The organism is Streptomyces sp. NPDC058678, from assembly GCF_042714835.1.
GTDB lineage: Bacteria > Actinomycetota > Actinomycetes > Streptomycetales > Streptomycetaceae > Streptomyces.
Map to the genome: position 1 here is coordinate 108045 of NZ_JBHXSG010000011.1, position 24369 is coordinate 132413.

General features: G+C 71.9%; 22 protein-coding genes and 1 riboswitch. Of the genes, 11 read left to right on the top strand and 11 right to left on the bottom strand.

Annotated features, from left to right (window positions below; genetic code table 11):
- Positions 1–21: 21 nt before the first annotated feature.
- Genes ACFWWR_RS13475 through ACFWWR_RS13485 form a run of 3 tightly spaced genes read right to left on the bottom strand, consistent with a single transcriptional unit; the run spans position 22 to position 3298 of the window.
- The gene (locus ACFWWR_RS13475) at positions 22–1092 is read right to left on the bottom strand and encodes a prenyltransferase/squalene oxidase repeat-containing protein (protein WP_384303324.1); all 1071 of its coding nucleotides are present in this window, start codon (positions 1090–1092) and stop codon (positions 22–24) included.
- Complete coding sequence (locus ACFWWR_RS13480; RefSeq protein WP_217240608.1) at positions 1089–1838, bottom strand: class I SAM-dependent methyltransferase; 750 nt, start codon at positions 1836–1838, stop codon at positions 1089–1091. Before ACFWWR_RS13480 ends, ACFWWR_RS13475 begins: the two co-directional genes overlap by 4 nt.
- Positions 1832–3298: a glycosyltransferase family 4 protein gene (locus ACFWWR_RS13485; protein ID WP_383866853.1), complete on the bottom strand. Its 1467-nt coding sequence runs from the start codon at positions 3296–3298 to the stop codon at positions 1832–1834. Before ACFWWR_RS13485 ends, ACFWWR_RS13480 begins: the two co-directional genes overlap by 7 nt.
- A 210-nt stretch (positions 3299–3508) precedes the next feature.
- Between ACFWWR_RS13485 and ACFWWR_RS13490 the strand changes: the two genes are divergently transcribed.
- A complete protein-coding gene (locus ACFWWR_RS13490) occupies positions 3509–4165 on the top strand; it encodes a TetR family transcriptional regulator (RefSeq protein ID WP_383866851.1) in 657 nt (218 codons plus the stop codon).
- Positions 4166–4174: 9 nt separating this feature from the next.
- Positions 4175–4350, bottom strand: a riboswitch (TPP riboswitch).
- A gap of 102 nt (positions 4351–4452) precedes the next feature.
- Here ACFWWR_RS13490 and ACFWWR_RS13495 read toward each other — a convergent pair.
- Both ACFWWR_RS13495 and ACFWWR_RS13500 read right to left on the bottom strand, forming a co-directional pair.
- Positions 4453–4686 (bottom strand): ferredoxin, encoded by a 234-nt coding sequence (locus ACFWWR_RS13495; protein ID WP_384303326.1) that lies wholly within the window; start codon positions 4684–4686, stop codon positions 4453–4455.
- Between the two features lie 6 nt (positions 4687–4692).
- The gene (locus ACFWWR_RS13500) at positions 4693–6150 is read right to left on the bottom strand and encodes an aldehyde dehydrogenase (protein WP_383866847.1); all 1458 of its coding nucleotides are present in this window, start codon (positions 6148–6150) and stop codon (positions 4693–4695) included.
- A gap of 172 nt (positions 6151–6322) precedes the next feature.
- Between ACFWWR_RS13500 and ACFWWR_RS13505 the strand changes: the two genes are divergently transcribed.
- Genes ACFWWR_RS13505 through ACFWWR_RS13515 form a run of 3 tightly spaced genes read left to right on the top strand, consistent with a single transcriptional unit; the run spans position 6323 to position 8581 of the window.
- Entirely contained in the window at positions 6323–7348 is a 1026-nt protein-coding gene (locus ACFWWR_RS13505) for an MBL fold metallo-hydrolase (RefSeq protein ID WP_383866845.1), read from the top strand.
- 42 nt (positions 7349–7390) lie between these two features.
- Positions 7391–7852 carry a nuclear transport factor 2 family protein gene (locus ACFWWR_RS13510; RefSeq protein ID WP_384303328.1) on the top strand — a complete coding sequence of 154 codons (462 nt, stop codon included), beginning with the start codon at positions 7391–7393 and terminating at the stop codon, positions 7850–7852.
- 45 nt (positions 7853–7897) lie between these two features.
- The gene (locus ACFWWR_RS13515; RefSeq protein WP_384303330.1) at positions 7898–8581 is read left to right on the top strand and encodes a hypothetical protein; all 684 of its coding nucleotides are present in this window, start codon (positions 7898–7900) and stop codon (positions 8579–8581) included.
- Between the two features lie 32 nt (positions 8582–8613).
- On the opposite strand, the gene ACFWWR_RS13520 is transcribed toward ACFWWR_RS13515, so the two are convergent.
- The gene (locus ACFWWR_RS13520) at positions 8614–9273 is read right to left on the bottom strand and encodes a phosphotransferase (RefSeq protein WP_384303332.1); all 660 of its coding nucleotides are present in this window, start codon (positions 9271–9273) and stop codon (positions 8614–8616) included.
- A gap of 324 nt (positions 9274–9597) precedes the next feature.
- Between ACFWWR_RS13520 and ACFWWR_RS13525 the strand changes: the two genes are divergently transcribed.
- The 6 genes from ACFWWR_RS13525 to ACFWWR_RS13550 all read left to right on the top strand — a co-directional run bounded on the left by ACFWWR_RS13525 (position 9598) and on the right by ACFWWR_RS13550 (position 16319).
- On the top strand, positions 9598–10824 hold the full coding sequence (locus ACFWWR_RS13525) for a prenyltransferase/squalene oxidase repeat-containing protein (protein WP_384303334.1): 1227 nt from the start codon (positions 9598–9600) through the stop codon (positions 10822–10824).
- On the top strand, positions 10821–11468 hold the full coding sequence (locus tag ACFWWR_RS13530; RefSeq protein ID WP_383866836.1) for an SCO2322 family protein: 648 nt from the start codon (positions 10821–10823) through the stop codon (positions 11466–11468). Before ACFWWR_RS13525 ends, ACFWWR_RS13530 begins: the two co-directional genes overlap by 4 nt.
- Positions 11469–11883: 415 nt before the next feature.
- Positions 11884–13044 carry an energy-coupling factor transporter transmembrane component T gene (locus tag ACFWWR_RS13535; protein ID WP_384303371.1) on the top strand — a complete coding sequence of 387 codons (1161 nt, stop codon included), beginning with the start codon at positions 11884–11886 and terminating at the stop codon, positions 13042–13044.
- Positions 13041–14732, top strand: a complete 1692-nt coding sequence (locus ACFWWR_RS13540; protein WP_383866834.1) for an ABC transporter ATP-binding protein — start codon at positions 13041–13043, stop codon at positions 14730–14732. Before ACFWWR_RS13535 ends, ACFWWR_RS13540 begins: the two co-directional genes overlap by 4 nt.
- Complete coding sequence (locus tag ACFWWR_RS13545; protein ID WP_384303336.1) at positions 14729–15553, top strand: ECF transporter S component; 825 nt, start codon at positions 14729–14731, stop codon at positions 15551–15553. Before ACFWWR_RS13540 ends, ACFWWR_RS13545 begins: the two co-directional genes overlap by 4 nt.
- Before the next feature lie 343 nt (positions 15554–15896).
- Complete coding sequence (locus tag ACFWWR_RS13550; RefSeq protein ID WP_383866830.1) at positions 15897–16319, top strand: transglycosylase SLT domain-containing protein; 423 nt, start codon at positions 15897–15899, stop codon at positions 16317–16319.
- A 161-nt stretch (positions 16320–16480) separates the two neighbouring features.
- Here ACFWWR_RS13550 and ACFWWR_RS13555 read toward each other — a convergent pair whose 3' ends face one another.
- Both ACFWWR_RS13555 and ACFWWR_RS13560 read right to left on the bottom strand, forming a co-directional pair.
- A complete protein-coding gene (locus ACFWWR_RS13555; protein ID WP_384303338.1) occupies positions 16481–18430 on the bottom strand; it encodes a helix-turn-helix domain-containing protein in 1950 nt (649 codons plus the stop codon).
- A 180-nt stretch (positions 18431–18610) separates the two neighbouring features.
- Complete coding sequence (locus tag ACFWWR_RS13560; protein ID WP_383866826.1) at positions 18611–20311, bottom strand: MFS transporter; 1701 nt, start codon at positions 20309–20311, stop codon at positions 18611–18613.
- 107 nt (positions 20312–20418) lie between these two features.
- Between ACFWWR_RS13560 and ACFWWR_RS13565 the strand changes: the two genes are divergently transcribed.
- Positions 20419–20958 carry a MarR family winged helix-turn-helix transcriptional regulator gene (locus ACFWWR_RS13565; protein WP_383866824.1) on the top strand — a complete coding sequence of 180 codons (540 nt, stop codon included), beginning with the start codon at positions 20419–20421 and terminating at the stop codon, positions 20956–20958.
- Between the two features lie 70 nt (positions 20959–21028).
- Here ACFWWR_RS13565 and ACFWWR_RS13570 read toward each other — a convergent pair whose 3' ends face one another.
- The 3 genes from ACFWWR_RS13570 to ACFWWR_RS13580 form a co-directional block, all read right to left on the bottom strand.
- Entirely contained in the window at positions 21029–22228 is a 1200-nt protein-coding gene (locus ACFWWR_RS13570) for an IS701 family transposase (protein WP_383866822.1), read from the bottom strand.
- A gap of 263 nt (positions 22229–22491) precedes the next feature.
- Complete coding sequence (locus ACFWWR_RS13575) at positions 22492–23514, bottom strand: Gfo/Idh/MocA family protein (protein ID WP_384303340.1); 1023 nt, start codon at positions 23512–23514, stop codon at positions 22492–22494.
- Between the two features lies 1 nt (position 23515).
- A complete protein-coding gene (locus ACFWWR_RS13580; protein WP_383866818.1) occupies positions 23516–24316 on the bottom strand; it encodes an arylamine N-acetyltransferase in 801 nt (266 codons plus the stop codon).
- Positions 24317–24369: the final 53 nt, after the last annotated feature.

The following is a 24369-nucleotide window of genomic DNA, read 5'->3' on the forward strand; positions in this document are numbered from 1 at the left end:
CCGACCTGCCCCGGGAAGTGCTCAGTCGCAGCAGTCCGGGTCCAGGCCCCTCGGCAGGCGGTCGCCGCTGAAGACCGTGCAGGTCGCCTCGTCGCCGCCGAGGGCGGCGACCGCGAGGAGCAGGGAGCCGGCCGTCCACGTGGTCAGTTCCCTCGGCCAGATGGCCTTGTCCTCGAAGACGAAACCCGTCCAGTACAGGCCGGACTCGGGGTCCCGCAGGTGCTGGATCCACTGGAGGATCTCCAGCGCGCGGTCGGACTCGCCCATCACCCACAGGGCGATGGCGAGTTCGGCCGACTCGCCGCCCGTGACCCACGGGTTGGGCACGACGCAGCGCACACCGAGACCGGGGACGACGAAGCGGTCCCAGTCCGCCTCCAGGCGGGACTTGGCCTCCGCGTCGGTGAGCGCGCCGCCCAGCACCGGGTAGTACCAGTCCATCGAGTAGCGGTCCTTGTCGAGGAACCGCTCCGGGTGGCGGCGGATCGCGTGCCGCAGCGCACCGACCGCCAACTCCCAGTCCGGCTGCGGCTCCTCGCGCTGCTCGGCGATGGCGAGCGCGCACCGCAGCGCGTGGTGGATCGAGGAGGAGCCGGTCAGCAGAGCGTCCGCGGTCTGCGTGCCGTCGTCCTCCTGCTTCCAGCCGATCTGACCGCCCGGCTGCTGGAGTCGCAGGACGAACTCGATCGCCGCGTAGACCGTCGGCCACATCCGGTCGAGGAACATGTCGTCGCCGGTGGAGAGGTAGTGGTGCCAGATGCCCACGGCTATGTAGGCGACGAAGTTCGTCTCCCGGCCCTTGTCGGTGACGTCGTCGTGGGCCCCGTCGGCGTACGCCGCGTACCAGGAGCCGTCCTCGTTCTGGTGTCTCGCCAGCCACGTGTAGGCTCGCTCGGCGGCCTCGTGTTCGCCCGCCGCGTCCAGGGCCATCGCGGCCTCGGTGTGGTCCCACGGGTCCAGGTGGTGTCCCCGGAACCAGGGGATCGCCCCGTCCTCCCGCTGCACGGCGAGGATGCCGGCGACGGTCGCGGCGGCCTCCTCGGCGGTGAGGACCCCGGGCAGGACGAGGTGTTCTGTCCGGGGGGTGGTCACTTGGCGGCCACCTCGGTCCCGGCGAGACGCGGCAGGTGGGGCTTGGTCGCGTACGCCACGAAGCTCTTGCCTATCAGCGGGTTCAGCGCCTGCTCGGCGACCCGGGTCGCGAGTGGCTTCTTCATGATGTCCCAGACCAGCAGCTTGTGGTACGCCCGCACCGGCAGCGCCTTGTCGTTGTCGACGCCGAACGCGCACTTGAGCCACCAGTACGGCGAGTGCAGCGCGTGGGCGTGGTGGGAGCCGTACGGCTTGAGGCCCGCCTCGCGGATCTTCGCCAGCAACTCGTCCGCCTTGTAGATGCGGATGTGGCCTCCCTCGACCTCGTGGTAGGCGTCGGACAGCGTCCAGCAGACCTTCTCGGGGCCGTAACGCGGGACGGTGACGGCGATCCGGCCGCCGGGCCGCAACACCCGGACCATCTCGGCGAGTACGCCCTTGTCGTCGGGGATGTGCTCCATCACCTCGGAGATGATGACGACGTCGAAGGACTCGTCGGGGAAGGGCAGCGCGAGGGCGTCGCCCTCCATGGCTGTCGCGGTGGCGCCCTCCGGGGCCTCCCCCGCCTCCTTCATCGCCGCGAACCACTTGGCGACCTCGCGGATCTCCTCGGCGTTCTGGTCGAGCGCCACGACCTGGGCGCCGCGCCGGTAGCACTCGAACGCGTGCCGGCCCGCGCCGCAGCCGAGGTCCAGGACGCGGTCGCCCGGGGCGAGCGGGAACCGGGAGAAGTCGACGGTCAGCACGTGGCCCTGCTTTCGGGATCGGATACAACGTCGGCAACTTCGGGGGCCGCGGAGCGGCCGGGTGGCGTGGGCGCGGAGCGGCTCGGGGCGGGGGCCGCGAGGGGGGCCGCCGGGCGCGAGCGGAACCGGGCGTCCGGGAGAGGGGTGGTCTCGCCCGCGGAGCGGGCTATTGCCTCTCGGTAGCGGGCGACCGTGCCCTGTGCGGCGCGGGCCCAGGTGAAGCGGGCCAGTACGCGCTCGCGGCCGGCCGCGCCCAGTCGTGCTCGGAGCTCCGGGTCGGACAGGAGCCGGCTCAGGCCCGCCGCCAACGCGCCGGAGTCGCCCGGCGGTACCGCGAGGCAGGTCTCGCCGTCCGGGCCGGCGACCTCGGGGATCGCGCCGCCGGTCGTGGCCAGCAGCGGTGTTCCGGTGGCCATGGCTTCGGCGGCGGGGAGGGAGAAGCCCTCGTACAGCGACGGCACGCACGCGACCTCGGCCGAGCGCACCAGGTCGACGAGTTCGGCGTCCGAGATGCCCTTGACGAAGTCGACGGCGCCTTCGAGGCCGTACCGCTCGATCGCCTGGGCGACCGGGCCCTCCGCGGGCCGCTTGCCGACGACGACGAGGTGGGCGTCGGGGCGCTCGGTGCGTACCTTCGCCAGTGCCTCGACGAGGAAGACCAGGCCCTTGAGCGGCACGTCGGCGCTGGACGTCGTCACGATCCGGCCCGGCACGACGGGCACCGAGGGGTCCGGTGCGAACAGGTCGGTGTCGGCGCCGATGTGGACGACGTGGATGCGGTCGTCGCGTACGCCGAGATGGTCGGCGATCTCCTGGCGGGAGGTGCCGGAGACGGTGAGCACGGAAGGCAGGCGGCGGGCCACCCGCTTCTGCATGCGCGTGAAGCCGTACCAGCGACGTATGGAGTACTTGCGCCGCAGGCCGTCGGCCGCGTCCAGCTCCAGCCGGCGATCCACGGTGATGGGGTGGTGGATCGTGGTGACCAGCGGGGCACCGACGTCGCCCAACAGGCCGTAGCCGAGCGTCTGGTTGTCGTGCACGACGTCGAACTCGCCGCGCCGGGCGCGCAGATGGCGGCGGGCGCGGAGCGAGAAGGTGAGCGGCTCGGGGAAGCCGCCGGTCCACATCGTCGCGACTTCGAGCGCGTCGATCCAGTCGCGGTACTCGCCGAGCTTCGGGGTGCGGAAGGGGTCGGGATGCCGGTAGAGGTCGAGACTGGGCAGCTCGGTGAGGCTCACGCGGTCGTCGTGGCCCTCGTCGAGGACCGGGTAGGGCTGGGAGCCGATGACCTCGACGGTGTGGCCGAGGCGGGCCAGCTCGCGTGCGAGGTGCCGTACGTAGACGCCTTGTCCCCCGCAGAACGGGTTCCCTTTGTATGTGAGGAGTGCGATGCGGAGCGGTCGCTCGCCGTCGGTGTCGGGTCCCTCGGGAGGCCCCGCCTGACTGGCCTCAGCGGTCACTCTGGGCCCCCTTCTGCCTGCACTGTCCCGCGAGATTACGCCGGGACGCTAATCTAGAACAAGTTTCAGACTTGATCGTTCGAGAGGCTCTGAATCTACCGGCAGGTAGGGGCACAGTGAGCGGTGGATCAGGTGATTCACGCCACGACCGGCGGCCCCTGGCATGCTGTGCGATCACTCGCCCTCACCGACTGTCACGGAGCGGGACCCATGCCTGCGGAAGCCAAGGTGAACCAGATGGCCAAGGTGGATGCCAGTACCGCGCGGACCGACTCGCCGCCGCTCACCGAGCGGCAGGAGGCGCGTCGGCGGCGCATCCTGCACGCGAGCGCGCAGTTGGCCAGCCGGGGCGGTTTCGACGCGGTGCAGATGCGGGAGGTCGCGGAGTCCTCGCAGGTGGCGCTGGGCACGCTGTACCGCTACTTCCCGTCCAAGGTGCATCTGCTGGTCGCCACCATGCAGGACCAGTTGGAGCACATGCACGGCACGCTGCGCAAGAAGCCGCCGACGGGCGAGACGGCGGCGGAGCGGGTGGCGGAGACGCTGATGCGGGCCTTCCGGGCGCTGCAGCGTGAGCCGCATCTGGCGGACGCGATGGTCCGCGCGCTCACGTTCGCGGACCGCAGTGTGAGTCCGGAGGTCGACCAGGTCTCCCGTCAGACCACGGTGATCGTCCTGGACGCGATGGGGCTGGAGAATCCGACGCCGGAGCAGTTGTCGGCGGTCCGGGTCATCGAGCACACCTGGCACTCGGCGCTGATCACCTGGCTGTCGGGGCGTGCCTCCATCGCCCAGGTGAAGATCGACATCGAGACGGTGTGCCGGCTGATCGACCTGACGGACCCGGACAACGACAGCCGGGTCTAGGCACGCGAAGAACCTACGAGACGGGTTCCCTTCGCCGGTATTACCCGGATCAGGTGCTGGGGGTCGCCTTCCGGCCCGACTACTGCCTTCCGGCCTCTCAGCCCGACCGTCGACGTCGGCAACGGCGGATGCCGAAGCGTCTCGCCACAGTCGGCTACTCCGGTCGAACTCCCTCACTCGTCCCGTAGGCCTCTTCCAGAATAGAACTTTTATTCAGGGACAAAACCCCCTGAACCATGATTTTTTAGGGCGCCGGATCGCCGGCCGGGTTCGGCGCCCGGAACCGGCTAGTCCTCCGGAGGAAACACCGGCTCCCCGCTCCCCAGCAGCGCGATCATGATCGCCTCGACCGGGCAGCCCTCCGCCGCCGCGAGGATCTTCTCGTTGGCGTCGGCCTCGGGGTCGACGGGGTGGGACTGGCGGCCCGTGTCGAGGCGGAAGCCGTCCGGGGCGTGGTGGAGGCACTGGGCCGAGCCGATGCACAGGGAGCGGTCGACCTCGATCTGCCAGCGGTCGCCCATGGCCTCTCAGCCCTCCCAGCCCGCCGGCAGGTGGATCATCTTGTGCTCGAGGTACTCGCCGAAGCCCTCCGGCCCGAACTCCCGCCCCAGTCCGGAGTTCTTGTAGCCGCCGAAGGGGCCGAGCATGTCGAGGCTGAACGTGTTGACCGAGTAGGTGCCGGTGCGGACCTGGCGGGCTACCTCGACGCCGCGGGCGACGTCGGCCGTCCACACACTGCCGCTGAGCCCGTAGTCGGAGTCGTTCGCGATCTTCACGGCCTCGGACTCGTCGCCGTACGGGAGCAGGCAGATGACCGGGCCGAAGATCTCCTCACGGGCGATCCGCATGGAGTTGTCGACGTCGCCGAACAGGGTCGGTTCGACGTACCAGCCGCGGTCCAGGCCCGGCGGACGCCCGCCGCCGGTGAGGATCTTCGCGCCCTCCTCCTGGCCGATGCGGATGTAGTCGAGGTTGCGCTGCTGCTGCCGCCTCGCCACCAGCGGGCCCACCTGGGTCGCCGGGTCCAGCGGATCGCCGACCACCAGCGCGCCCGCCGCCGCCGCGAAGGCCTCGGCGAACTCCTCGTAGCGCGCACGCGGCAGCAGGATGCGGGTCTGGGCCACGCACGCCTGCCCGTTGTTCATCCAGGCCGCCGGGACGATCCCCGCGACCGCCGTCTCCACGTCCGCGTCCGGCAGCACCACCGCCGCCGACTTGCCGCCCAGCTCCAGTGTCACGCGCGTGAGGTTGCGCGCGGCGACCTCCATCACCCGCCTGCCCGCCGCCACCGAGCCGGTGAAGGAGACCTTGTCGACGCCGGGATGCCCGACCAGGTACTCGCTGACCTCGCGGTCCGCCGGGAGGATGGACAGGACGCCCTCCGGCAGTCCGGCCTCGCGCGCGATGTCGGCGAGGATGTACGCGTCGAGGGGTGACTCCGGCGACGGCTTCAGCACCACCGTGCAGCCGGTGAGCAGCGCGGGTGCGAGTTTGGCGGCCGCCACGAACTGCGGGACGTTCCAGGGGGCCACCGCGGCGACGACCCCGACCGGCTCGCGCCGCACGAGGATGCGGCCGAGGACTCCGTCGCGCGTCTCCTCGTACGTGAAGTTCCGCGCGACCGTGATCGCCGCGTCCCACACCATCATCGCGCCGAGCGCCTGCGCGAGGACGCTCCAGGAGTACGGCGACCCGTTCTCGGAGGAGATCACGCGGGCGATCTCCTCGTGCCGTACGGCGATCGCGTCCTTGATCCGCCCGACCACCTCGATCCGCTCGTCGAGGGTCGTCCGCGGCCAGGGCCCCTCGTCGAACGCCTTCCGCGCGGCGGCGACCGCCCGGTCCACGTCCGCCGTCGAGGCGTGCGGCACGCGCCCGATGACCTCCTCGGTGTGCGGCGAGATCACCTCGATGACGTCCTTGCCCAGGGGGTCGGTCAACTCCCCGCCGATGAACAGCTGTCCGTGTTCCACGAGCTCGGTCATGGCGACTGCCTCCCCGGAGCGACTACTTCTCTGACGGTTCATCAGATACGGCCACTGATACCAGTTCCCCCCGGAGGAGTCCACGGGCGGGACGTCGACGAGAAGGTCGACCCGGGCTCCCATCGAAACGCGTTCTAGTTATAGTGACCGGAACGCGGCGATTGGGGAGCCCATGACGCAGGTGTTCGACCATGGCGGCGGCGTCCGTTCCCTCCAGGTCCCCATCCCGGACAACCCCCTCGGCCACACCCTCGTGTACGTCGTCGACACCGACCGCGGACCGGTACTGATCGACACCGGCTGGGACGACCCGGCCTCCTGGGACACCCTCGCCGAGGGACTGAGCGCCTGCGGCACCTCCCCCGCCGAGATCCACGGCGTGGTGATCACCCACCATCACCCCGACCACCACGGCCTGTCGGGCCGGGTGCGGGAGGCGTCCGGCGCGTGGATCGCGATGCACGAGGCGGACGGCGCGATCGTCCGGCGGGCCCGCTCGACCCGCCCCGAACGCTGGCTCACCTACATGACCGCCAAGCTCGAAGCCGCCGGCGCCCCCGAGGAACACCTGGCGCCGATGCGCACCACCAGGCTCCGCTCCGTCCCCGGCCTGGCGCCCGCCCTGCCCGACCGCGAGATCGTCCCCGGCGAACTGCTCACCCTCCCCGGCCGCCGGCTGCGCGCGATCTGGACACCGGGCCACACACCCGGCCACGTCTGCCTGCACCTCGAGGAGCAACACCCCGCCGAACTCCCGGGCCACGGGCGTCTGTTCTCCGGCGACCACCTGCTCCCCGAGATCACCCCGCACATCGGCCTGTACGAGGACCCCGACGACGCCACTGTCACCGACCCCCTCGGCGACTACCTCGACTCCCTGGAGCGCGTCGGCCGCCTCGCCCCCGCCGAGGTGCTCCCCGCCCACCAGCACGCGTTCACCGACGCGGCCTCGCGCGTACGGGAGTTGCTCACCCACCACGAGGACCGCCTCACCGGCCTGCTCGCCCTCCTGGCCGAGCCCCTGACCCCCTGGCAACTCGCCGAGCGCATGGACTGGAACCGCCCCTGGGCCCAGATCCCGTACGTCTCACGGAACATCGCCGTCTCGGAGGCGGAGGCCCATCTGCGGCGCCTGGTGAAGCTGGGGCGGGCGGAGGCGGTGGCGGGGAGCGAGCCGGTGACGTACCTGGCCGTGTAAAACGGTCGCGCCGCCTGCCTCACCGTTGATACCAACGACCCCATGGACCCCATCGACCGTCTCCTCGCCGAGCGCGCCTGCGAGCGCCTGGTCATCGACTTCGTCCGCCGGCTCGACCTCGGCGAACCGGGTTCCGTCGCCGAGCTGTTCACCGAGGACGGCAGCTGGCAGTGGCCGGACGGCGATCGTCTGGTCGAGGGCCGGGACGCACTGCGCCGGTACTTCGCCGCCCGCCCCGCCGACCGCCTCTCCCGCCGCCTGATGTCCAACATCCTCGTCACGGTGACCTCCCCGGACACGGCGACGGCGACCTCGTACTTCACGACGTACCGCGTCGACGGCCACGACGGCGGCACGGACCCGGTCCAGTCCGGCCCGCCCGTCCAGGTCGGCCACTACGAGGACTCCTTCCACCGCCGTCCCGACGGCGCCTGGCTGCTCTCCACCCGCGTCCTCCACCTCCCCTTCGGCGGCCCCACCCCGCGCATGGGTTCGATACCCTGAGCCGGCCATGATCAGGGGGGATTTGTGCGAAGAACGTTGACCGTGATGACGGTTGCGCTGGCCTGCGTGACGACCGGGGGCGCGGTGGCCGGCTGCTCGGGGAGTTCCTCCGCGGACGAGCCGTCCGCGGAGCAGTTGCTGGACGAGGCGAACGACACGATGAAGGCGCTCAAGTCGGTGACCGTGGAGGCCAAGACCACGACCGTGGCCTCAGGCGAGGGCTTCACCAGCCGTCTGACGACCGACCTCGAGGGCGCGTGCAGGTCGAGCCGGACCTGGACCAACGGTGCCCGCCTCGAACAGATTCGGATCGGCGACGCGGACTACGTCCGACCGAACCGCGCTTACCTGGAGCTGGCGGGCAAGGACGTGGCCGGCGCCGGGGAACAGGAGCGCTGGGTCAAGAGCCCCGCCTCCGAGACGGCGGAGGAAGACGGACTCTCCGACTGCACCCACCCCTTCTCCTCCTTCGGCAAGGCGACGAAGGGCGAACCGACCGAGGTCGACGGCAGACCGGCGATGCCGCTGGCCGTGACCGACAAGGCGGTCAAGACCGGCGCGTACACGTTCTACGTCGCCACCAAGGGCAAGCCGTACCTTCTCAAGGTCGTCTACAAAGGCACCGACTACCGCAGCACCACGACGTTCAGCGCCTTCGACGAGCCCCTGGACGTGCGCCCACCGGCCGAGACCGACGTGCTGGACGCGAGCGGCCTGTCCGGCGGCTAGGACACGACTCAGGACACGACTCAGGACACGACTCAGGACACGACCGATCGGATCAAGTCCTCTGCCTCGCCGAGCAGTTCGACCTCCCGGCGGCTCATCGTCGGGTTGCCCGCGCGTCGCTGCCGGGCCTCCGTCAGACCCGCCTCGGTGAGGTGGGACGGGTCGGCGAGCAGGGCGGTGAGCATCGTGCGGGCGGGGTCGGCGAGCGCTTCGTCGGTGACGGCGACCTGGGCGAGGATCATCGCGGAGATGCCCCAGTCCAGGCCCGGGTCGCCCTCCTCCGCGTTGGACCAGTCGATGACCCGGGGACCGTCGGCGGTGAGGACGACGTTGTCCGGGTGGAGGTCGAGGTGGAGGACGCGGCCCGTGGAGCGCCGGGGCGGGATCGCGTGCAGGTCGCGCAGCAGTCGGGCGAGGGTGGTGCCCGCCACGTCGAGGGCCAGGGAGCCGGTCAGCACCGCCTCCAGCATCGTCGGGCCGTACAGCCGCTCCAGCACCAGGTCGGTGCGCGTCGAGTCGGCCGGGCGGACGCGCGGCACCGGGTAGCCGTGGCCGCGCACGTACTCCATCACCTCGCCCTCGGCGGCCGCGTCCCCGTACCCCTGCCGGTCGCGGCGCACCACCCACGCCTCGTCGATCTCGTACACGTCGTTGGCTCGGCCGGAGCCGAGCAGTCTCCCCGTCGGCTGCATGGGGCCGAACCTACCCGGGCGCACAGGCTGCCCTCAGGGGCTTCGTTACGGGCCGGTAGAGTGGCCGGGTCGTATCACGCCCGTACGGGGGGAAGCCGGTGCAATTCCGGCGCTTACCCTCCCCCAGTGCCTCAAGGGCCTGGGAGGGACTCCCATCGCGAACCGTCCGTCGAAGACGGTGAGCCGGACTGCCCCGGACGGATCGTGACCGGCTCACGTGCACCGGCAACCCGTCGGTGCGCGGCACCGTCGAGGTATACGGAGCCGAGCCGCCGGGGTGTCCCGTGCTGCCCGGCTCCCTTCAGGGAGAGGCACCCGCCGATCATGAACGTCCGCCGCAGCGCCGCGATGCTGGCCGCCGCCACCGCCGTGATCGGTGCCGCCGCGCCCGCCGTCGCCGCCGACCCGTCCCCCTCCGCCTCGCAGGCGTTGCCCGCCGCGCTCTACGGCGGCACGGACCCGACGTACGACGGTGTCTGGCGCCAGTCCCTCGCCCTGCTCGCCCAGCACACGGTGGGGGTGAAGCCCGCGACGAAGTCCGTGGCCTGGCTGACCGGGCAGCAGTGCGCGAACGGCGCCTTCGCCCCCTACCGGGCCGACACCTCCACGGCCTGCGGTCCGAAGCTCATGGTCGACACCAACAACACCGCCGCCGCCGTCCAGGCCCTCGCCGCGCTCGGCGGCCACGACGCCGTCACCGGCAAGGCCGTCGCCTGGCTCAAGTCCGTGCAGAACAAGGACGGCGGCTGGGGCTACACCCCCGGTGGCGCCAGCGACACCAACTCGACGTCCGTCGTCGTCGGCGCGCTGACCGCCGCAGGAGAGAAACCGCAGGACGTGCTCAAGGGTGAACAGGGGCCGTACGACGCCCTGGTGAAACTCGCCCTGCCGTGCGAGGGCTCCGACGCCGGTGCCTTCGCCTTCCAGCCCGACAAGAAGGGCGAGCTCGCCGCCAACGCGGACGCCACCGCGGCCGGTGTCGTCGGCGCGCTCGGCCAGGGACTCGTGGTCGAGCCCGCCAAGCAGGCGGAGGCCGCCACCTGCTCGGACTCCGGCTATCCGTCCCCGCAGCAGGCCGCCGCCAACGGCGCCGCCTACCTCACCAACGCCCTCGCCAAGGACGGCCACCTCACCTCCGCCCTCCCGGGCTCCACCGACCAGCCCGATCACGGCAACACCGCGGACGCCGTCGTCGCCCTCGCCGCGCAGGGTCAGACCGCGGAGGCGAAGAAGTCGCTGGAGTGGCTGGAGCGGAACTCCTCCGCCTGGGCGGCACAGAGCGGCCCCGCCGCCTACGCCCAGCTGATCTTCGCCGCCCACGCGACCGGCACGGACCCACGCGACTTCGGCGGGGCGGACCTGGTGAAGCAGCTCAACGCGACCGGGCCGGCTCCGCAGACGGCGACCGCGGAGAACGAGGCCGACGCCAAGGACGACTCCGGGAGCGACTCCGGCGGCAGCGACGTCTGGTGGATGGTCGGCGCCGGCCTCGCCGCCGGAGCGGGCGTCGGTTTCCTGCTGAGCAGCCGCAGGAAGAGGCAGCAGCCGTGATCCGCCGCCGGGCCGCGGCCCTTGTGGTCCTGGCCGCGTTCCCGCTTCTCGGGACCGCGGGCCAGGCCCAGGCGGCCGGCTACCGCTACTGGTCCTTCTGGGAACGCGACGGCGACCAGTGGACGTACGCCACCCAGGGTCCCTCGACCACCCGCCCCTCCGACGGTGACGTCCAGGGCTTCCGTTTCGCGGTCAGCGAGGACTCCGGCGACGCGACCAAGCCGCGCGGCGCGGCCGACTTCACGACGATCTGCGCGAAGACGCCGGCGCAGGACGGCAGGAAGCGGGTGGCCCTGGTCATCGACTTCGGTACGACGACGGACGCCCCGTCCGGCGAAACCCCACCGGCGGCCCGTACGGCATGCGCGGTGACCGCCCCCGACGCGACGACGGCCGAGGCCCTGGCCGCCGTGGCCAGGCCTCTCCGCTACGACACCAACGCCCTGTTGTGCGCGATCTCGGGGTATCCGGAAACGGGGTGCGGGGAGCCGGTGGCGACGGGGAAGCAGCCGAGCGCCGCGTCGAAGGCGGAGGAGAGCGACAAGGAAGGGGGCCCGTCGGTGGGCCTGCTCGCGGGAGGTGCGGTCGTGGCCGTGCTGGGCGCGGCGGCGGTGTGGCAGGCACGGCGGCGCAGGCATGTCTAGCGTGCCCGGCACGCCTGACGGCGGACAGTCGCGCCGATGCGGCGGAGCCCACCCGCCGGCGGCCACCGGCAGCTCGCGTGGCCCCGGGCAGTCGCGCCGCTGGAGCGGCTCCCGACCCGACCACCGCTCGGACAACTCCCGACCCGACGACCGCTGGAGCGGCTCCCGACCCAACGACCAGTCGGACAGCTCCCGACCCGACCACCGCCCGGACAACTCCCGACCCGACGACCGCTGGAGCGGCTCCCGACCCGACGACCAGTCGGACAGCTCCCGACCCGACCACCGCCCGGACAACTCCCGACCCAACGACCTCTCAGGCGGCTCCCGACCCGACCACCGCCCGGACAGCTCCCCGCCCCAGCGCCGATGGGGCGGCACCCGGCCCGGGGCGCGCGGCACCCGGCCGGCGCCGGTGAGTGTCGCCGCCCGTCGATCGCGGCACCGCGCGACGCTGCACCCCGGTGCCTGGTGGCTCTGGTCCCTCGGGCTCGGTACCGCCGCCACCCGGACCACCAACCCCCTCCTCCTCGCCCTGCTGATCACCACCTCCGCCTACGTCGTGGCCACCAGCCGCCCGGACACCCCCACCGCCCGCTCCTACACCGCCTTCGTCAAGCTCGCCCTGGCCGTCATCCTCATCCGCCTCGCGTTCGCGGCCGCGCTCGGCTCCCCCGTCCCCGGCACGCACGTGATCGCCTCCCTCCCCGAAGTCCCCCTCCCCGACTGGGCCCAGGGCATCCGCCTGGGCGGCAAGGTCACCGCCGAGGGTCTCCTCTTCGCCCTCTACGACGGCCTGCGCCTGGCCACGCTCCTCATCTGCGTCGGCGCCGCGAACGCCCTCGCGAACCCGGCCCGTCTCCTCAAGTCCCTTCCGGGCGCCCTGTACGAGATGGGCGTGGCCGTGGTCGTGGCCCTCACCTTCGCCCCGAACCTGATCCTCGACGTCCAGCGCCTGCGCGCGGCCCGCCGCCTGCGCGGGCGCCCCGACAAGGGCGTACGGGGCCTTCTCCAGGTCGCGCTCCCGGTCCTCGAGGGCGCCCTCGAACGCTCCGTCGCCCTCGCCGCCGCGATGGACGCCCGCGGCTACGGCCGTACCGCCGACGTCCCCGCCGCGGTCCGCCGTACGACCACCGCCCTCACCCTCGGCGGCCTGCTCGGTGTCTGCGCGGGGACGTACGGAGTGCTGACCGCCGAGGGCGGCACGTACGGTCTGCCCCTCCTCCTCGCCGGACTGGCCGCCGCCCTCGCGGGCCTCCGCCTGGGCGGCCGGCGCTCGCTGCGTACGCGTTACCGCCCGGACCGTTGGGACGTGCGCGCCTGGCTGGTCACCGGCTCCGGCGTGGCGGTGGCCGCACTGCTCGTCCTCGCCTCCGCCCACGACCCCGAGGCCCTGAACCCGGCCGTGATCCCCCTCGTCGCCCCCACCCTGCCCCTGTGGCCCGCGGCGGCCGTACTCCTCGGCCTGCTCCCCGCGTTCGTCGCGCCCGCCCCGGACGCCGGTGCGGGCCCTGGCCCCATCCCCGGCCCTGGCCGCATCCCCGACTCCGACTCCGACCCCGAGGAACCGTCGTGATCCGCTTCGAGAACGTCTCCGTGACGTACGACGGTGCCGGCGAACCCACCGTCCAAGGCGTGGACTTCGAGGTCCCCGAGGGCGAACTCGTGCTCCTCGTGGGCCCGTCGGGCGTCGGCAAGTCGACGGTGCTCGGCGCGGTGAGCGGTCTCGTGCCGCACTTCACCGGCGGCACCCTGCGCGGCCGGGTGACGGTGGCCGGCCGGGACACCCGGACACACAAGCCGCGCGAACTCGCCGACGTGGTGGGCACGGTGGGCCAGGACCCGCTCTCCCACTTCGTGACGGACACCGTCGAGGACGAACTCGCCTACGGCATGGAGTCACTGGGCCTCGCCCCGGACGTGATGCGCCGCCGCGTCGAGGAGACCCTCGACCTCCTCGGCCTCGCCGACCTGCGCGACCGCCCCATCGCCACCCTCTCGGGCGGCCAGCAGCAGCGGGTCGCGATCGGCTCGGTCCTCACCCCGCACCCGAGGGTCCTCGTGCTCGACGAGCCGACCTCCGCGCTCGACCCGGCCGCCGCGGAGGAGGTCCTCGCGGTCCTCCAGCGCCTGGTCCACGACCTCGGGACGACGGTCCTCATGGCCGAGCACCGCCTGGAACGCGTCGTCCAGTACGCCGACCAGGTCGCCCTCCTCCCCTCCCCCGGCTCGGCCCCGGTCCTCGGCACCCCGGCCGGGATCATGGCCGTGTCGCCGGTGTACCCGCCGGTCGTGGACCTGGGCCGGCTCGCACAGTGGTCCCCGCTGCCGCTGACGGTCCGGGACGCACGGCGCCGGGCGGGCGACCTGCGGGAGCGGCTGACCGGACGCGACGGGACCCGTGCCGCACCGTCCCTCGCCCCGGCAGCGCCCGAGCCCGTCCCCCGTACCTCGTCCCGCCGGCGTTTTCCCAGAAGGGCCGCCCCGGCCCCGACCGCCACGCCTCCGGCCGAAGTCCGCTCCCTCGCCGTCCGCCGCGGCCGCGGCCTCGGCAGCGTCGAAGCCCTGCGCCACGTCGACCTGACCGTCGCCCCCGGCGAGACCGTCGCGCTCATGGGGCGCAACGGCGCCGGAAAGTCGACGCTGCTGTCCGCACTGGTCGGCCTGGTGGAGCCGTCCGCCGGATCGGTGCGGGTCGGCGGCGTCGTACCGCACCGCACGGCGCCCCCCGAGCTCGTCCGCCGCGTGGGGCTCGTACCGCAGGAGCCACGCGACCTGCTGTACGCCGACACGGTCGCCGCCGAGTGCGAGGCCGCCGACCGGGACGCGGGTGCGGCGCCTGGCAGCTGCCGGGCCCTGGTCACCGAGTTGCTTCCCGGGGTCACGGACGACACCCACCCCCGCGACCTCTCCGAGGGCCAGCGGCTCGCCCTCGCGCTGGCCGTGGTCCTGACGGCCCGCCCTCCCCTGCTGCTCCTCGACGAGCCGACCCGGGGCCTGGACTACGCGGCGAAGGCCCGTCTGGTCGCCGTGCTGCGCGGGCTGGCGGCCGAGGGGCACGCGATCGTCCTGGCGACGCACGACGTGGAGCTGGCCGCCGAGCTCGTGCACCGGGTGGTGCTCCTGGCCGACGGTGAGGTGATCGCGGACGGTCCGACGGCGGACGTGGTGGTGGCCTCTCCCTCCTTCGCCCCGCAGGTCACGAAGATTTTGGCGCCGCAGAAGTGGCTCACGGTCACGCAGGTGAGGAAGGCGCTGGCATGACGGACACCCGCCAGGCCAGGGCGGTCCGCCTGGGCCCCCGTTCCATCACCGCGCTGGTCCTCGTGAGCGCGGTCGGCGTGGCCGCCCTCGGCTGGCCGTTCCTCGCCCCGCCGACCTCCCAGGCCGGCGCGCACGCGCAGGACGCCCCGTGGCTCTTCGCCGGCCTGCTGCTCCTCCTGGTGGCGGTCCTGGCGGCGACGATCTCCGAGTCCGGCCTCGGCCCGAAGGCGGTGGCGATGCTCGGCGTACTGGCCGCGACGGGCGCGGCGCTGCGGCCCGTCGGCGCCGGGACGGCCGGCATCGAGCCGATGTTCTTCCTGATGGTGCTGAGCGGGCGCGTGCTGGGCCCGGGCTTCGGTTTCGTGCTGGGTTCGGTGACGATGTTCGCGTCGGCGCTGCTCACGGGCGGGGTGGGGCCGTGGATGCCGTTCCAGATGCTGGCGATGGGCTGGTTCACGATGGGCGCGGGCCTGCTGCCGGGCCCCGACCGCCTGCGCGGCCGCCCCGAACTCGCGCTCCTCGGCGTCTACGGCTTCCTCTCCGCCTTCGCCTACGGCACGATCACCAACCTCGCGGGCTGGACCTTCATGACGGAGAACGCCTCGAACATCGCCTTCCACCCGGACGGGGCGGTCGCCGCCAACCTGGCCCGCTTCGTCGTCTACTGCCTGGCCACGTCACTGGGCTGGGACCTCGGCCGGGCGCTCGTCACGGTCGCCCTGACGGTGACGCTCGGCCCGGCGATCCTCAGGGCACTGCGCCGCGCCACCCGCCGGGCCGCCTTCGAGACACCGGTCACTTTCGGCGCCCCCGCTGAGTGAACCGCCGGGCGCTCACTGTCACAACGAGGCGGTCCAACGGTGAAGCACCCCACATGACGCAGGTCACCTACGAGGCCGGGCCGTAGCCTCCAGCGCCTGGCATGTACGCGTCCTCACGACTCCTGACCTGCACATTGAGAGCCAGGTCACACAACAGACCAAACCCCCACATGCGGCCACAACTAGTAAAAGGGTTCATTGCGGGCACAGCCCGAGCCTGTTTCTCTGGATGACGTCGCACGGCGCCGACGTGCCCTCAGGGCCGCGGCGCCGAGGCATGCCACCGCCCCCGCACCGGGTCACGGCAAGCCCGGCACCCCCGTCCCCGAAGAAAAGGTTCTCCGTGTCCGTCGCCCGCGTCGTTCGTCGCATCGCTTCCCCGAAGAAGGCCCTCACCGCCGTGGCGCTGGCCTCCGCCGCCACCGGCATGGCCCTGACCGCGGCCCCCGCTCACGCGGCCACCACGGCCTCCTCGGCCACCGAGGCGAAGACGATCGCGCACAAGCTGATCCCGGACACCGCGCAGTACAACGCCTTCAGCAAGATCGTCGAGCACGAGAGCGGCTGGGACGTCGACGCCACGAACGCCTCCTCCGGCGCCTACGGCCTGGTCCAGGCCCTGCCCGGCTCCAAGATGGCCTCCGCAGGCTCCGACTGGAAGACCAGCGCCGCGACCCAGATCGAGTGGGGCCTCGACTACATGAACTCCCGCTACGGCAGCCCGGCCGGCGCCTGGTCGTTCTGGCAGGCCAACGGCTGGTACTGAGCCCACGCCGATCGCGGCCCTCTTCACGCGAAGGCGGCGGCCCCCCGATCCCCGGGGCCGCCGCCTTCGCCGTACCGTCTCCGGCTCTCCCCCGTCCTCCTTACTCCTACTCCGTACTGACTCCTTACTGGTCGAAACGGGAAGTCGGTACCCGCGGTCGATCAGGGGGAGGCGGACCACTTCGGGTCGTTCGTGGTGTCCGCGTGCGGACCGCGGTTGCGGTCGTGCAGGGACGAGGTCACCCGGCGCAGCCGCAACGCCAGTTGGATCTCCAGGGCTCTGCTCGACTCCTGCCAGTCCGGGCCCAGCAACTGGGTGATCCGGTCCAGGCGACGGGAGACCGTGTTGACATGGACGGTCAGCGTCTCCGCCGCGTACGTGGGGCTGCCCCCCGCCGCGAAGTAGGCGTCCAGGGTCTTCTCCAGGTCCGTGGAGCGCTCCTGGTCGTAGGCGACGACCGGCCCGAGGGTCTCGTCGACGAAGTCGTCGGCGGTGCGCCGTTCGCCCAGCAGCATTCCGACGAAGCCCAGCTCCTCCATCGTCGCCCCGGCCCCGTCGTGTCCGAGCCCGATCAGGGCCTCCACGCAGCGCGCCGCTTGGCGGTGCGCGCACGAGACCGGATCCCGCCTCTCCTGGACCGCCGCTCCGCCCACGGTGACGGGACGGTTCATCAGGTCGCCGAGCCGGCGTGCCACCTCCCGGGCGGCCGCGCCCGCGTCGGTGCCGGGCAGGAGCAGCACGAGGGACCCCTCGCGCATCGTCTTGGCCCCGCCGAGCCCGGCCGCGTAGGCCGACGCCCATGCCCCGGCACGGCCGAACCGGTCGTCGCCGATGCGAGCCACGGCGACCACATGGGGCGCGGTCAGGTCGAGGCCGAGCCGCTGCGCCCACTGGACGGTGTGGTGGTGGCCGCGCGGGGAGGCGCCGAGGAGCACGTCCAGCGTCTCGTCGCGGACGGGACCGTCGGCGTCCCTCGTCCGGCTGACCAGGAACAGGACGGCGGCCGCCTGGGCCGCACGGTGCAGCAGGTGGTGTCCGGCGTCGTCCAGCGGAGCCCTGCGGCCGAGGATTACTGCTCCCAGGTCCTCGCCGCCCGCCCGTACGGGCACCACGGTCACGCCGTGCCCGGAGACGCTGCGGTGCAGGGCACGGGCATCGAGCACGGCGCTGTCGACGGCGGGGGCGGCCGTGGGCACGTCACCGTGCCGGGCGAGGGTGCGGTCGTGCGCGTCGCGCAACTCGACGGAGCCGTCCAGCAGATCGGCGGCCTCCGCGGCGAGGGTCTGTGCGTCCGCCCCGCCGAGCACGAGGTCGATCATGCGGTGACCGGCGCCGGCGGTCTGGTGCTCCGCCTGGATCCGCGCGCGTAAACGGTCGTACTTGGACGTCATGCGGGCGATGCGGGCCCGTGCCTCGCCCAGCACGCGCGCCTGTTCCAGGGCGCGGGCACAGTGATCGGCCATCGAGGAGACGAGCGAGACCTCGTCCGGGGTCCAGTGGTGCCGCTCCCGGTGCCCGCAGTACAGGATCCCGACGGCTCGGTCGTCAGTGAGCAGGGGCACGGCGAGCAGGGTGACGACGCCTTCCTGGTGCAGGACGTTGTCGACGCGGGGGTCGTGGGAGAACTGTTCGTCCCGGAAGTAGTCGGACGCCCAGGCGGGCGCCCGTCTGCGGAGGGCTTCGGCCCCGAGGCCGGCCCCCAGCGGGTCGGGCATCTCGCGCACGGTCGGGGTGATGGTCCCGTCGGTGGCCCGGACCAGCGGCCGGCCTTCGTCGTCGTGGAGGACCAGTACCGACAGGTCCGACCGGGCCATGAGACGGGCGCGACGGACGACGGTACGGAGCAGGTTGTCGAAGCCGCGCTGTTCGTTGATGTCGCGGATGGTGTCCATCAGGATGGCGAGCTGGTTCTTCTGGTCATTAGCCTGTCGGAGCCGTTCACCTATCATGTACGCGATTCTCTGTGCGCGCCCGGTGTCCGTGGACAAGGATTCCTGGTTCTCGTCCGGATGCCCCGAAAGGAATTCCTCGAACTCCTCACGAGAAGCCTTCTCGGCTAGCAGCTCCAAGAATGCGAGCTCCTCGGAGTGCGTGCCGGTTTCCTGAGACATCACTCTCCATGCGGTGGTGGAAATCGACCCGTACAAGGCGTCGACTGATGATGGAAGAGGGGCCCAGCCTATCGGGCCGTTCCTCGTTGCTTGTCTCGTTTGACAGGAGGCATTTCCTCAGGGGCGGGTCCAGGCGGCCCGGAGCGGCCGGATTGCGCCGGCCCCGGGGGTGGACGGGCCTCAGTGGGGGGCCTCCTGTGGACGCGCGAACCGCGGTAGTGCCGTCATGAGCAGCGTCACCACGACGAACAGGCCGGCCACCGCATACATACCCAGCCGGAAGGACCGGGAGAAGGTTTCGGCCTGCGCCTCGTCGGCGTGGCCGGCGAGCACCAGCGCCGCCTCGGCCGCCGCGGCGGCGGGGACGCCATCGGGCGGCGAGGCGGTACAACTGGCCGGCACCTGGTGGGGATCGGTCGCCTCGGCGGTGTCCTCGGCGCAGCGCTGGAAGCCCGCCAGAAGGCGCTCCTGCCCCTGTTCGCCCACGCCGAGGGCCGACAGCTCTCGGCGCACCTCGGGCGCCACGGAGTCGACACCGGCCCCGGCCTGTCCCGGCAGCACGGCCAGGAAGACCACGCCGAGCAGGGCGATGCCGATCGAATTGCCCAGTTGCTGTGTGGTGTTGAAAGTCCCGGAGGCCGAACCCGCCGACTCGTTCGGCACGTCCGTGAGGGCGAAGTCGATGACGGGGGCGATCACGTAGCCGGCACCCATGCCCATGACCAGCAGCGGCACCCCCATCTGCCAGGACGCGACGCCGGTCCCGTAGCGGTCGGCGACCAGGGTGAACAGCAGCGAGCCGAGCACCAGGAGGACGCCGCCCAGGAAGAGCACCTTGCGGCCGAAGCGGGGGGTCAGCGTCTGGAGGGCCATGCCCGCCGCCGCGGCCATGCCGATGAAGAAGGGGATGCCGGTCAGTCCGGCATGGATCGCCGACCAGCCGAGACCGACCTGCATGTACAGCGTCCACATCAGGAAGAAGACGCCGTAGGCGACGTTGAAGACGAGGTTGACGCTGAATCCGCCGGCGAAGGACCGGGAGCGGAACAGGTCCAGCACGATCAGCGGGGTGCCGCCCCTGGCGACCAGGCGGCGCTCGTAGGAGAGGAAGGCGGCGAACACGACGGCCGAACCGGCCATCATGGCGAACGTCCACGCGGGCCAGTCCAGTTCGCGCCCCTGTACCAGAGGGAAGACCAGCAGCAGGACACTCGCGGTGGACAGCACCATCCCGGTGATGTCCAGGCGCAGCGGGTGTTCGGACCTCGATTCCCGGATGACGGCCAGTGCGGCGAAGATGCCGAGAATTCCGATCGGTACGTTGACCAGGAAGATCGGCCGCCAGCCGAGACCGAACAGGTCGGCCTCCACGAACAGGCCGCCGAGCACGGGCCCGGAGATCAGGGCCAGCCCTCCGACGGCGCCGTAGACGCCGAACACCTTGCCCCGCTCCGCGGGCGGGAAGGTCACGTGGATGATCGACAGCACCTGGGGGATCATCATGGCCGCGAGGACGCCCTGGAGCACCCGTGCGCCGATGAGCACGCCCGGGGTGGCGGCGATGCCGCACAGCAGCGATGCCGCGGTGAACCCGGCGATGCCGATGACCAGCATGCGACGGCGGCCGTAGATGTCGCCGAGCCGGCCGCCGGTGATCAGGCCGGCGGCGAACCCGAGCGTGTACCCGGCGGTGACCCAGCCGATGGCCGCGTACCCGGCGCCGAGGTCGTCCTGGATGCTCGGCACCGCGACGTTGACGATGGTGACGTCGAGCAGGTCCATGAAGGACGCGGTGATGACGACCACCAGGGCGAGCCAGCGCTTGGGGTCCGGTTCCTGCACGGCCTCCGGCGCGGGGGCCTCCTTGCCGAGCACACTCATGCGCCTTCCCGCCCTCTCCTTGAAGGAGTATCTTCTCAGTAAGGCATCTCACTGAGGATTTATCTCAGTGGCTAAGTAAGTGACACGCTATGAGAGTGCGAGGTCCCATGTCAAGCACAGCGCCGGAGGGCGGTAGCCCGCCCGCCGAGGGCTATCACGCGCACGCCGGGCACGCGGCCGGCGACGACGAGCGCGCCGCGGCGCTCCAGGGGGTGATGACCGGAGCCCGGGAACTGGGGCTCGCGACGATCGCGCTGAACAGTGCGGTGGCTCGGTCGATGAAGGTCCATCCGACCGACGCCTGGATCCTGTCGTACATGCGCAATCTGCCCCCGGAGTCGCCGCTCACCCCGGGCGACCTGGCCCGGGTGACCGGACTGACGACGGGGGCCATCACGGGGGTCATCGACCGCCTGGAGTCCCAGCAATACGTCAGGCGGGAGCGGGACCCGCACGACCGCCGCAAGGTGATCATCGCGCCGACCGAGGCGAGCGCGAAGGTCGTGGGCGTCTTCCGCCCCCTCGTGGAGAAGTGCATGGGGCTCGCCATGGACTACTCCACCGAGGAACTGACCGTGATCGGCAGCTACTTCGAGGGCATCGTGACGGCGACCGAGGAGGCCGTCGCGCGGCTGCGCACCGTCTGATCACGCACCGCCCGCACGAGGGGGCCCGCCGCTCGTTGTCGCGAGCGGCGGGCCTCCTCGGTGTGGACGGTCAGGCGGCACGCCTGCGGGACGGGGCGCCCAGCGCCGAGACCGCGTGGGCTGCGGAGGCGAGGGTGACGTGGCGGTGCCAGCCGCCGTAGGAGCGGCCGGTGAAGTCGCGGATGCCCAGCCGGTCGGTGATGCGGCGGAAGTCCCGGTCGGCGACGGCCGGCAGCCTGCTCCAGCCGACCAGTGCGGGCAGCGGCGCGGTCGGCATGTCCGTCAGCCACAATTCCCGGGGCCACCGGCGCCGGCTCTCGCCGACGCCCACCAGCGCCAGCGGGCCGCCCGCGGGGGTGCGGGGCGAGGTGCCCGGCAGCCGCACCCCGAGCAGCGAGGCCACGTAGGCGTGCAGGGCGTTCCTGCCCGGCTCGCGCACCACCACGGGACGCAGCCCGTCGTGCTCGACCGTCGCCAGCTGCCCGGCGGCCTGTGTGGCCGGGCCGCGGGAGGCCCGGAAGGGGTCCGTCACGGTCAGCGGGAAGCTCGGGGCGACCCGGGCGACGAAGTGGACTCCCGCGGAGCGGAACCTGCGCACCATCGACGGCACGTCCATGGTGCGCGCGTCGAGAACCACGGGCCGGCGCGGCAGGCGCCAGTCCCGTGCCGTCTCCAGACACGCGTCGATGGTCATGTCGCCGACGGTCTGGTTGTCCAGGTGGTCGGGGATCGACGCCTGGCGCCGCCTCTCCTCGTCGTCCATCCAGGACGGGGAGAGGTGCATGCGCCAGTTCACGGGCGTGCCGACCTGCTCGGAAACGCCCCACACGCCCACCGCGCGCTGGGCGTTGACCACCCGGCCGACCTCCGGAACGTACTGGCGGTCCACGCCGACCGAGTTCTCGCCGGCCTTGGGGATCACCATGGAGTGCACCACCCAGGCCACCGGCGGCGTCCGGGAGACCAACTGGGCGGCGAGGGCCTGACGCACCGGCGTCCAGTCCCAGGTGGAGCTGCAGATGAAGTGGTGCAGGCTCTGCTCCGTCGCGGAACCGCCTATCAGTGCGGCGATGTTCCGGATGGAACGCCGCCCGCTGACCCCCAGCAGCCCGCGCAGGTAATCGGCACCCTTTCGGCGCTGGTCGCTCCGGGCCAATGAGACGAAGAGGGCGGCGCTGAAATCTGCCAGAATTCCCTCGTCCCACCATAAACTTTCGGCCACATTGGCGCGGACGGCTTCTGGTATGAGAGTGGCACTGCCCATCGTCATTCCCCCATTGGATTGATGGATCCGTTGCTCTCGCACCCATACGGTCCCTTCTGGGGACCGCTGCGCCTAGGTATTCCAAGCACCCATTTCCGGGGCTCCTGTGGGGGGAGGCCACCTGTCCGGATGGGTTTCTCAGCGTGACCGTACGACGACTTTCGGTAAGCGCCCCTTCGCGGGTCCGGGGAGCCGCCGGCCCCCTGCGGACGCACGCCGGCCCCGGCGGAACGGGTCCGCCGGGGCCGGCTGATCGTTGTGGCAGAGCGTCAGGCGAGGTCCACGGGACGCGCGGCGGCGGCGGACTCCAGCAGAGCGGCGACCGCACGCGCCTGGGCCACGGCCTCGTCCCGGCCGAAGGGCGGCTCGGTCCCCTCCGCCAGCGCCGTCGAGATCTCGTCGAACTGGATCCGGGAGATCGGGAACGTCTCCTCGAGCCGGTAGGCACCCTCGGGGTCGACCGGGAAGTACTCCTTCTGCGATTCCAGCAGCGGTACCGGCCCCTGGAGGTCGAGTTCCACCGGCTCCGCGCCGCCGAACCACGGCTGGTGCACCACGACGCGGCCCTTGGTGCCCACCACGTGCAGGAAGTCGCCCCGGGCCACGTCCTGGCCGACCACGAACTGCCCCAGCACACCGCCGGGCAGCCGCAGGCTCGCCGTGAAGTTGTGGTCGGCGGACTCCGGGGAACGCCGCACCTCCTCGGCGTAGACCCGGGTCGGTTCCCCCGCGAAGGCGCGGACGGCGCTCAGTGCGAACACCCCCAGGTCGAGCATGGCGCCGCCACCCAGGGAGCGTTCGCGCCGGAAGTAGTCCGGAGGAACGGCGGCGGTGCACGCGGCGTACACGTACATCAGGTCGCCGATCCGGCCCTCGCGCACCAGCTTCTGTGCGAGTCGGGTCTGCGGGTGGTGCCGGAACATCACACCCTCGACCACGTGGCGGCCCGCCTTGCGCGCCGTGTCGAAGACCAGCTCCACGTCCTCGGTGGACAAACCGATCGGCTTCTCGCAGAGCACGTGCTTGCCCGCCTCCAGCGCCCGGACGGTCCACTCCACGTGGTCCACCGGATGCAGCGCCACGAAGACGGCCTCCACCTCGTCGTCCTCGAGCAACGCCTCGAAGGTGGCATGGTCGCGCGCTATGCCGTGCTGCTGCGCGAACTGCCTCGACTCCTCGGCGCCGCCCGCCGACACGGCGACGAACTCCGTCGTACGCGACGCGGCGTTGGCCGCGAGCGCGACGTTGGCGTAGCCGCCGGTGACCAGCAGCCCCCACTTGACCCTGCGCATGTCAGACCCCTTCCGTGGTGACCGGCAGATCCGGGACGGACGCCAGCTCGATGCCGTACAGCTCCTTGAAACGGGCCAGGAACTCCGCGTCGTCCTCCAGCACCACCGACGAGACCCGCTCGCCGTGCCGGTATTCCGTCAGCACACGGTTGAACAGGGAGATCCGGCCGTCCTCGGTCACGATCGAGGCCCACAGCTGGCTGGTGGCGGGGACGTTGGGCGAGGACCACAGGTACCAGAGCGCCGCGTCGAAGTCGTCGATCTCGCGCGGGTGCATCTCGGCGCGCCAGCGCAGCACCCCGTCGTGGACCATCTCCACGTCGCCGTCCGCGGTGTGGACCACGTGGTACTCACCGTGCGGGTCGCTCTGCGCACCGGGTTCGCGCAGGCGCAGCGGCCGCCGGGACGCCCAGCGGAAGCCGACGTCCACCAGGTAGGGCTGGTCCAGTTCCACCCGCAGCACCATGTGGCCGTGGTACTGGCCCTTGAACGCGTGCTTGCCGTTGTGCAGGATGCGGGCGCCCAGCATCGTCACCGGGAAACCCAGGTGACGCAGAAGCAGGGCGAAGGCGGTGTTCAGCTCACCGCAGCCACCGCCCCTGCGCCGGGTGACGATCTTGTCGTACAACGGCTCGTCCCGGACGCTGGGGAACTCCCGGGTGATGAGGTCGACCGTCTCGAAGGGGACCGTCATCATGTGGCGCTCCTGGAGATGGCACAGGGCCTCGTAGTCCGTCCGCTCGGGACGTTTCGCCCCGATCCTCTGCAGATAGGCGTCGACGTCGAACACGAAGTCGCTCATCGTTCCTTCTTCCATTCGCTTGCGGGGTCGGTCGCTTGCGGGGTCGGCCGCGC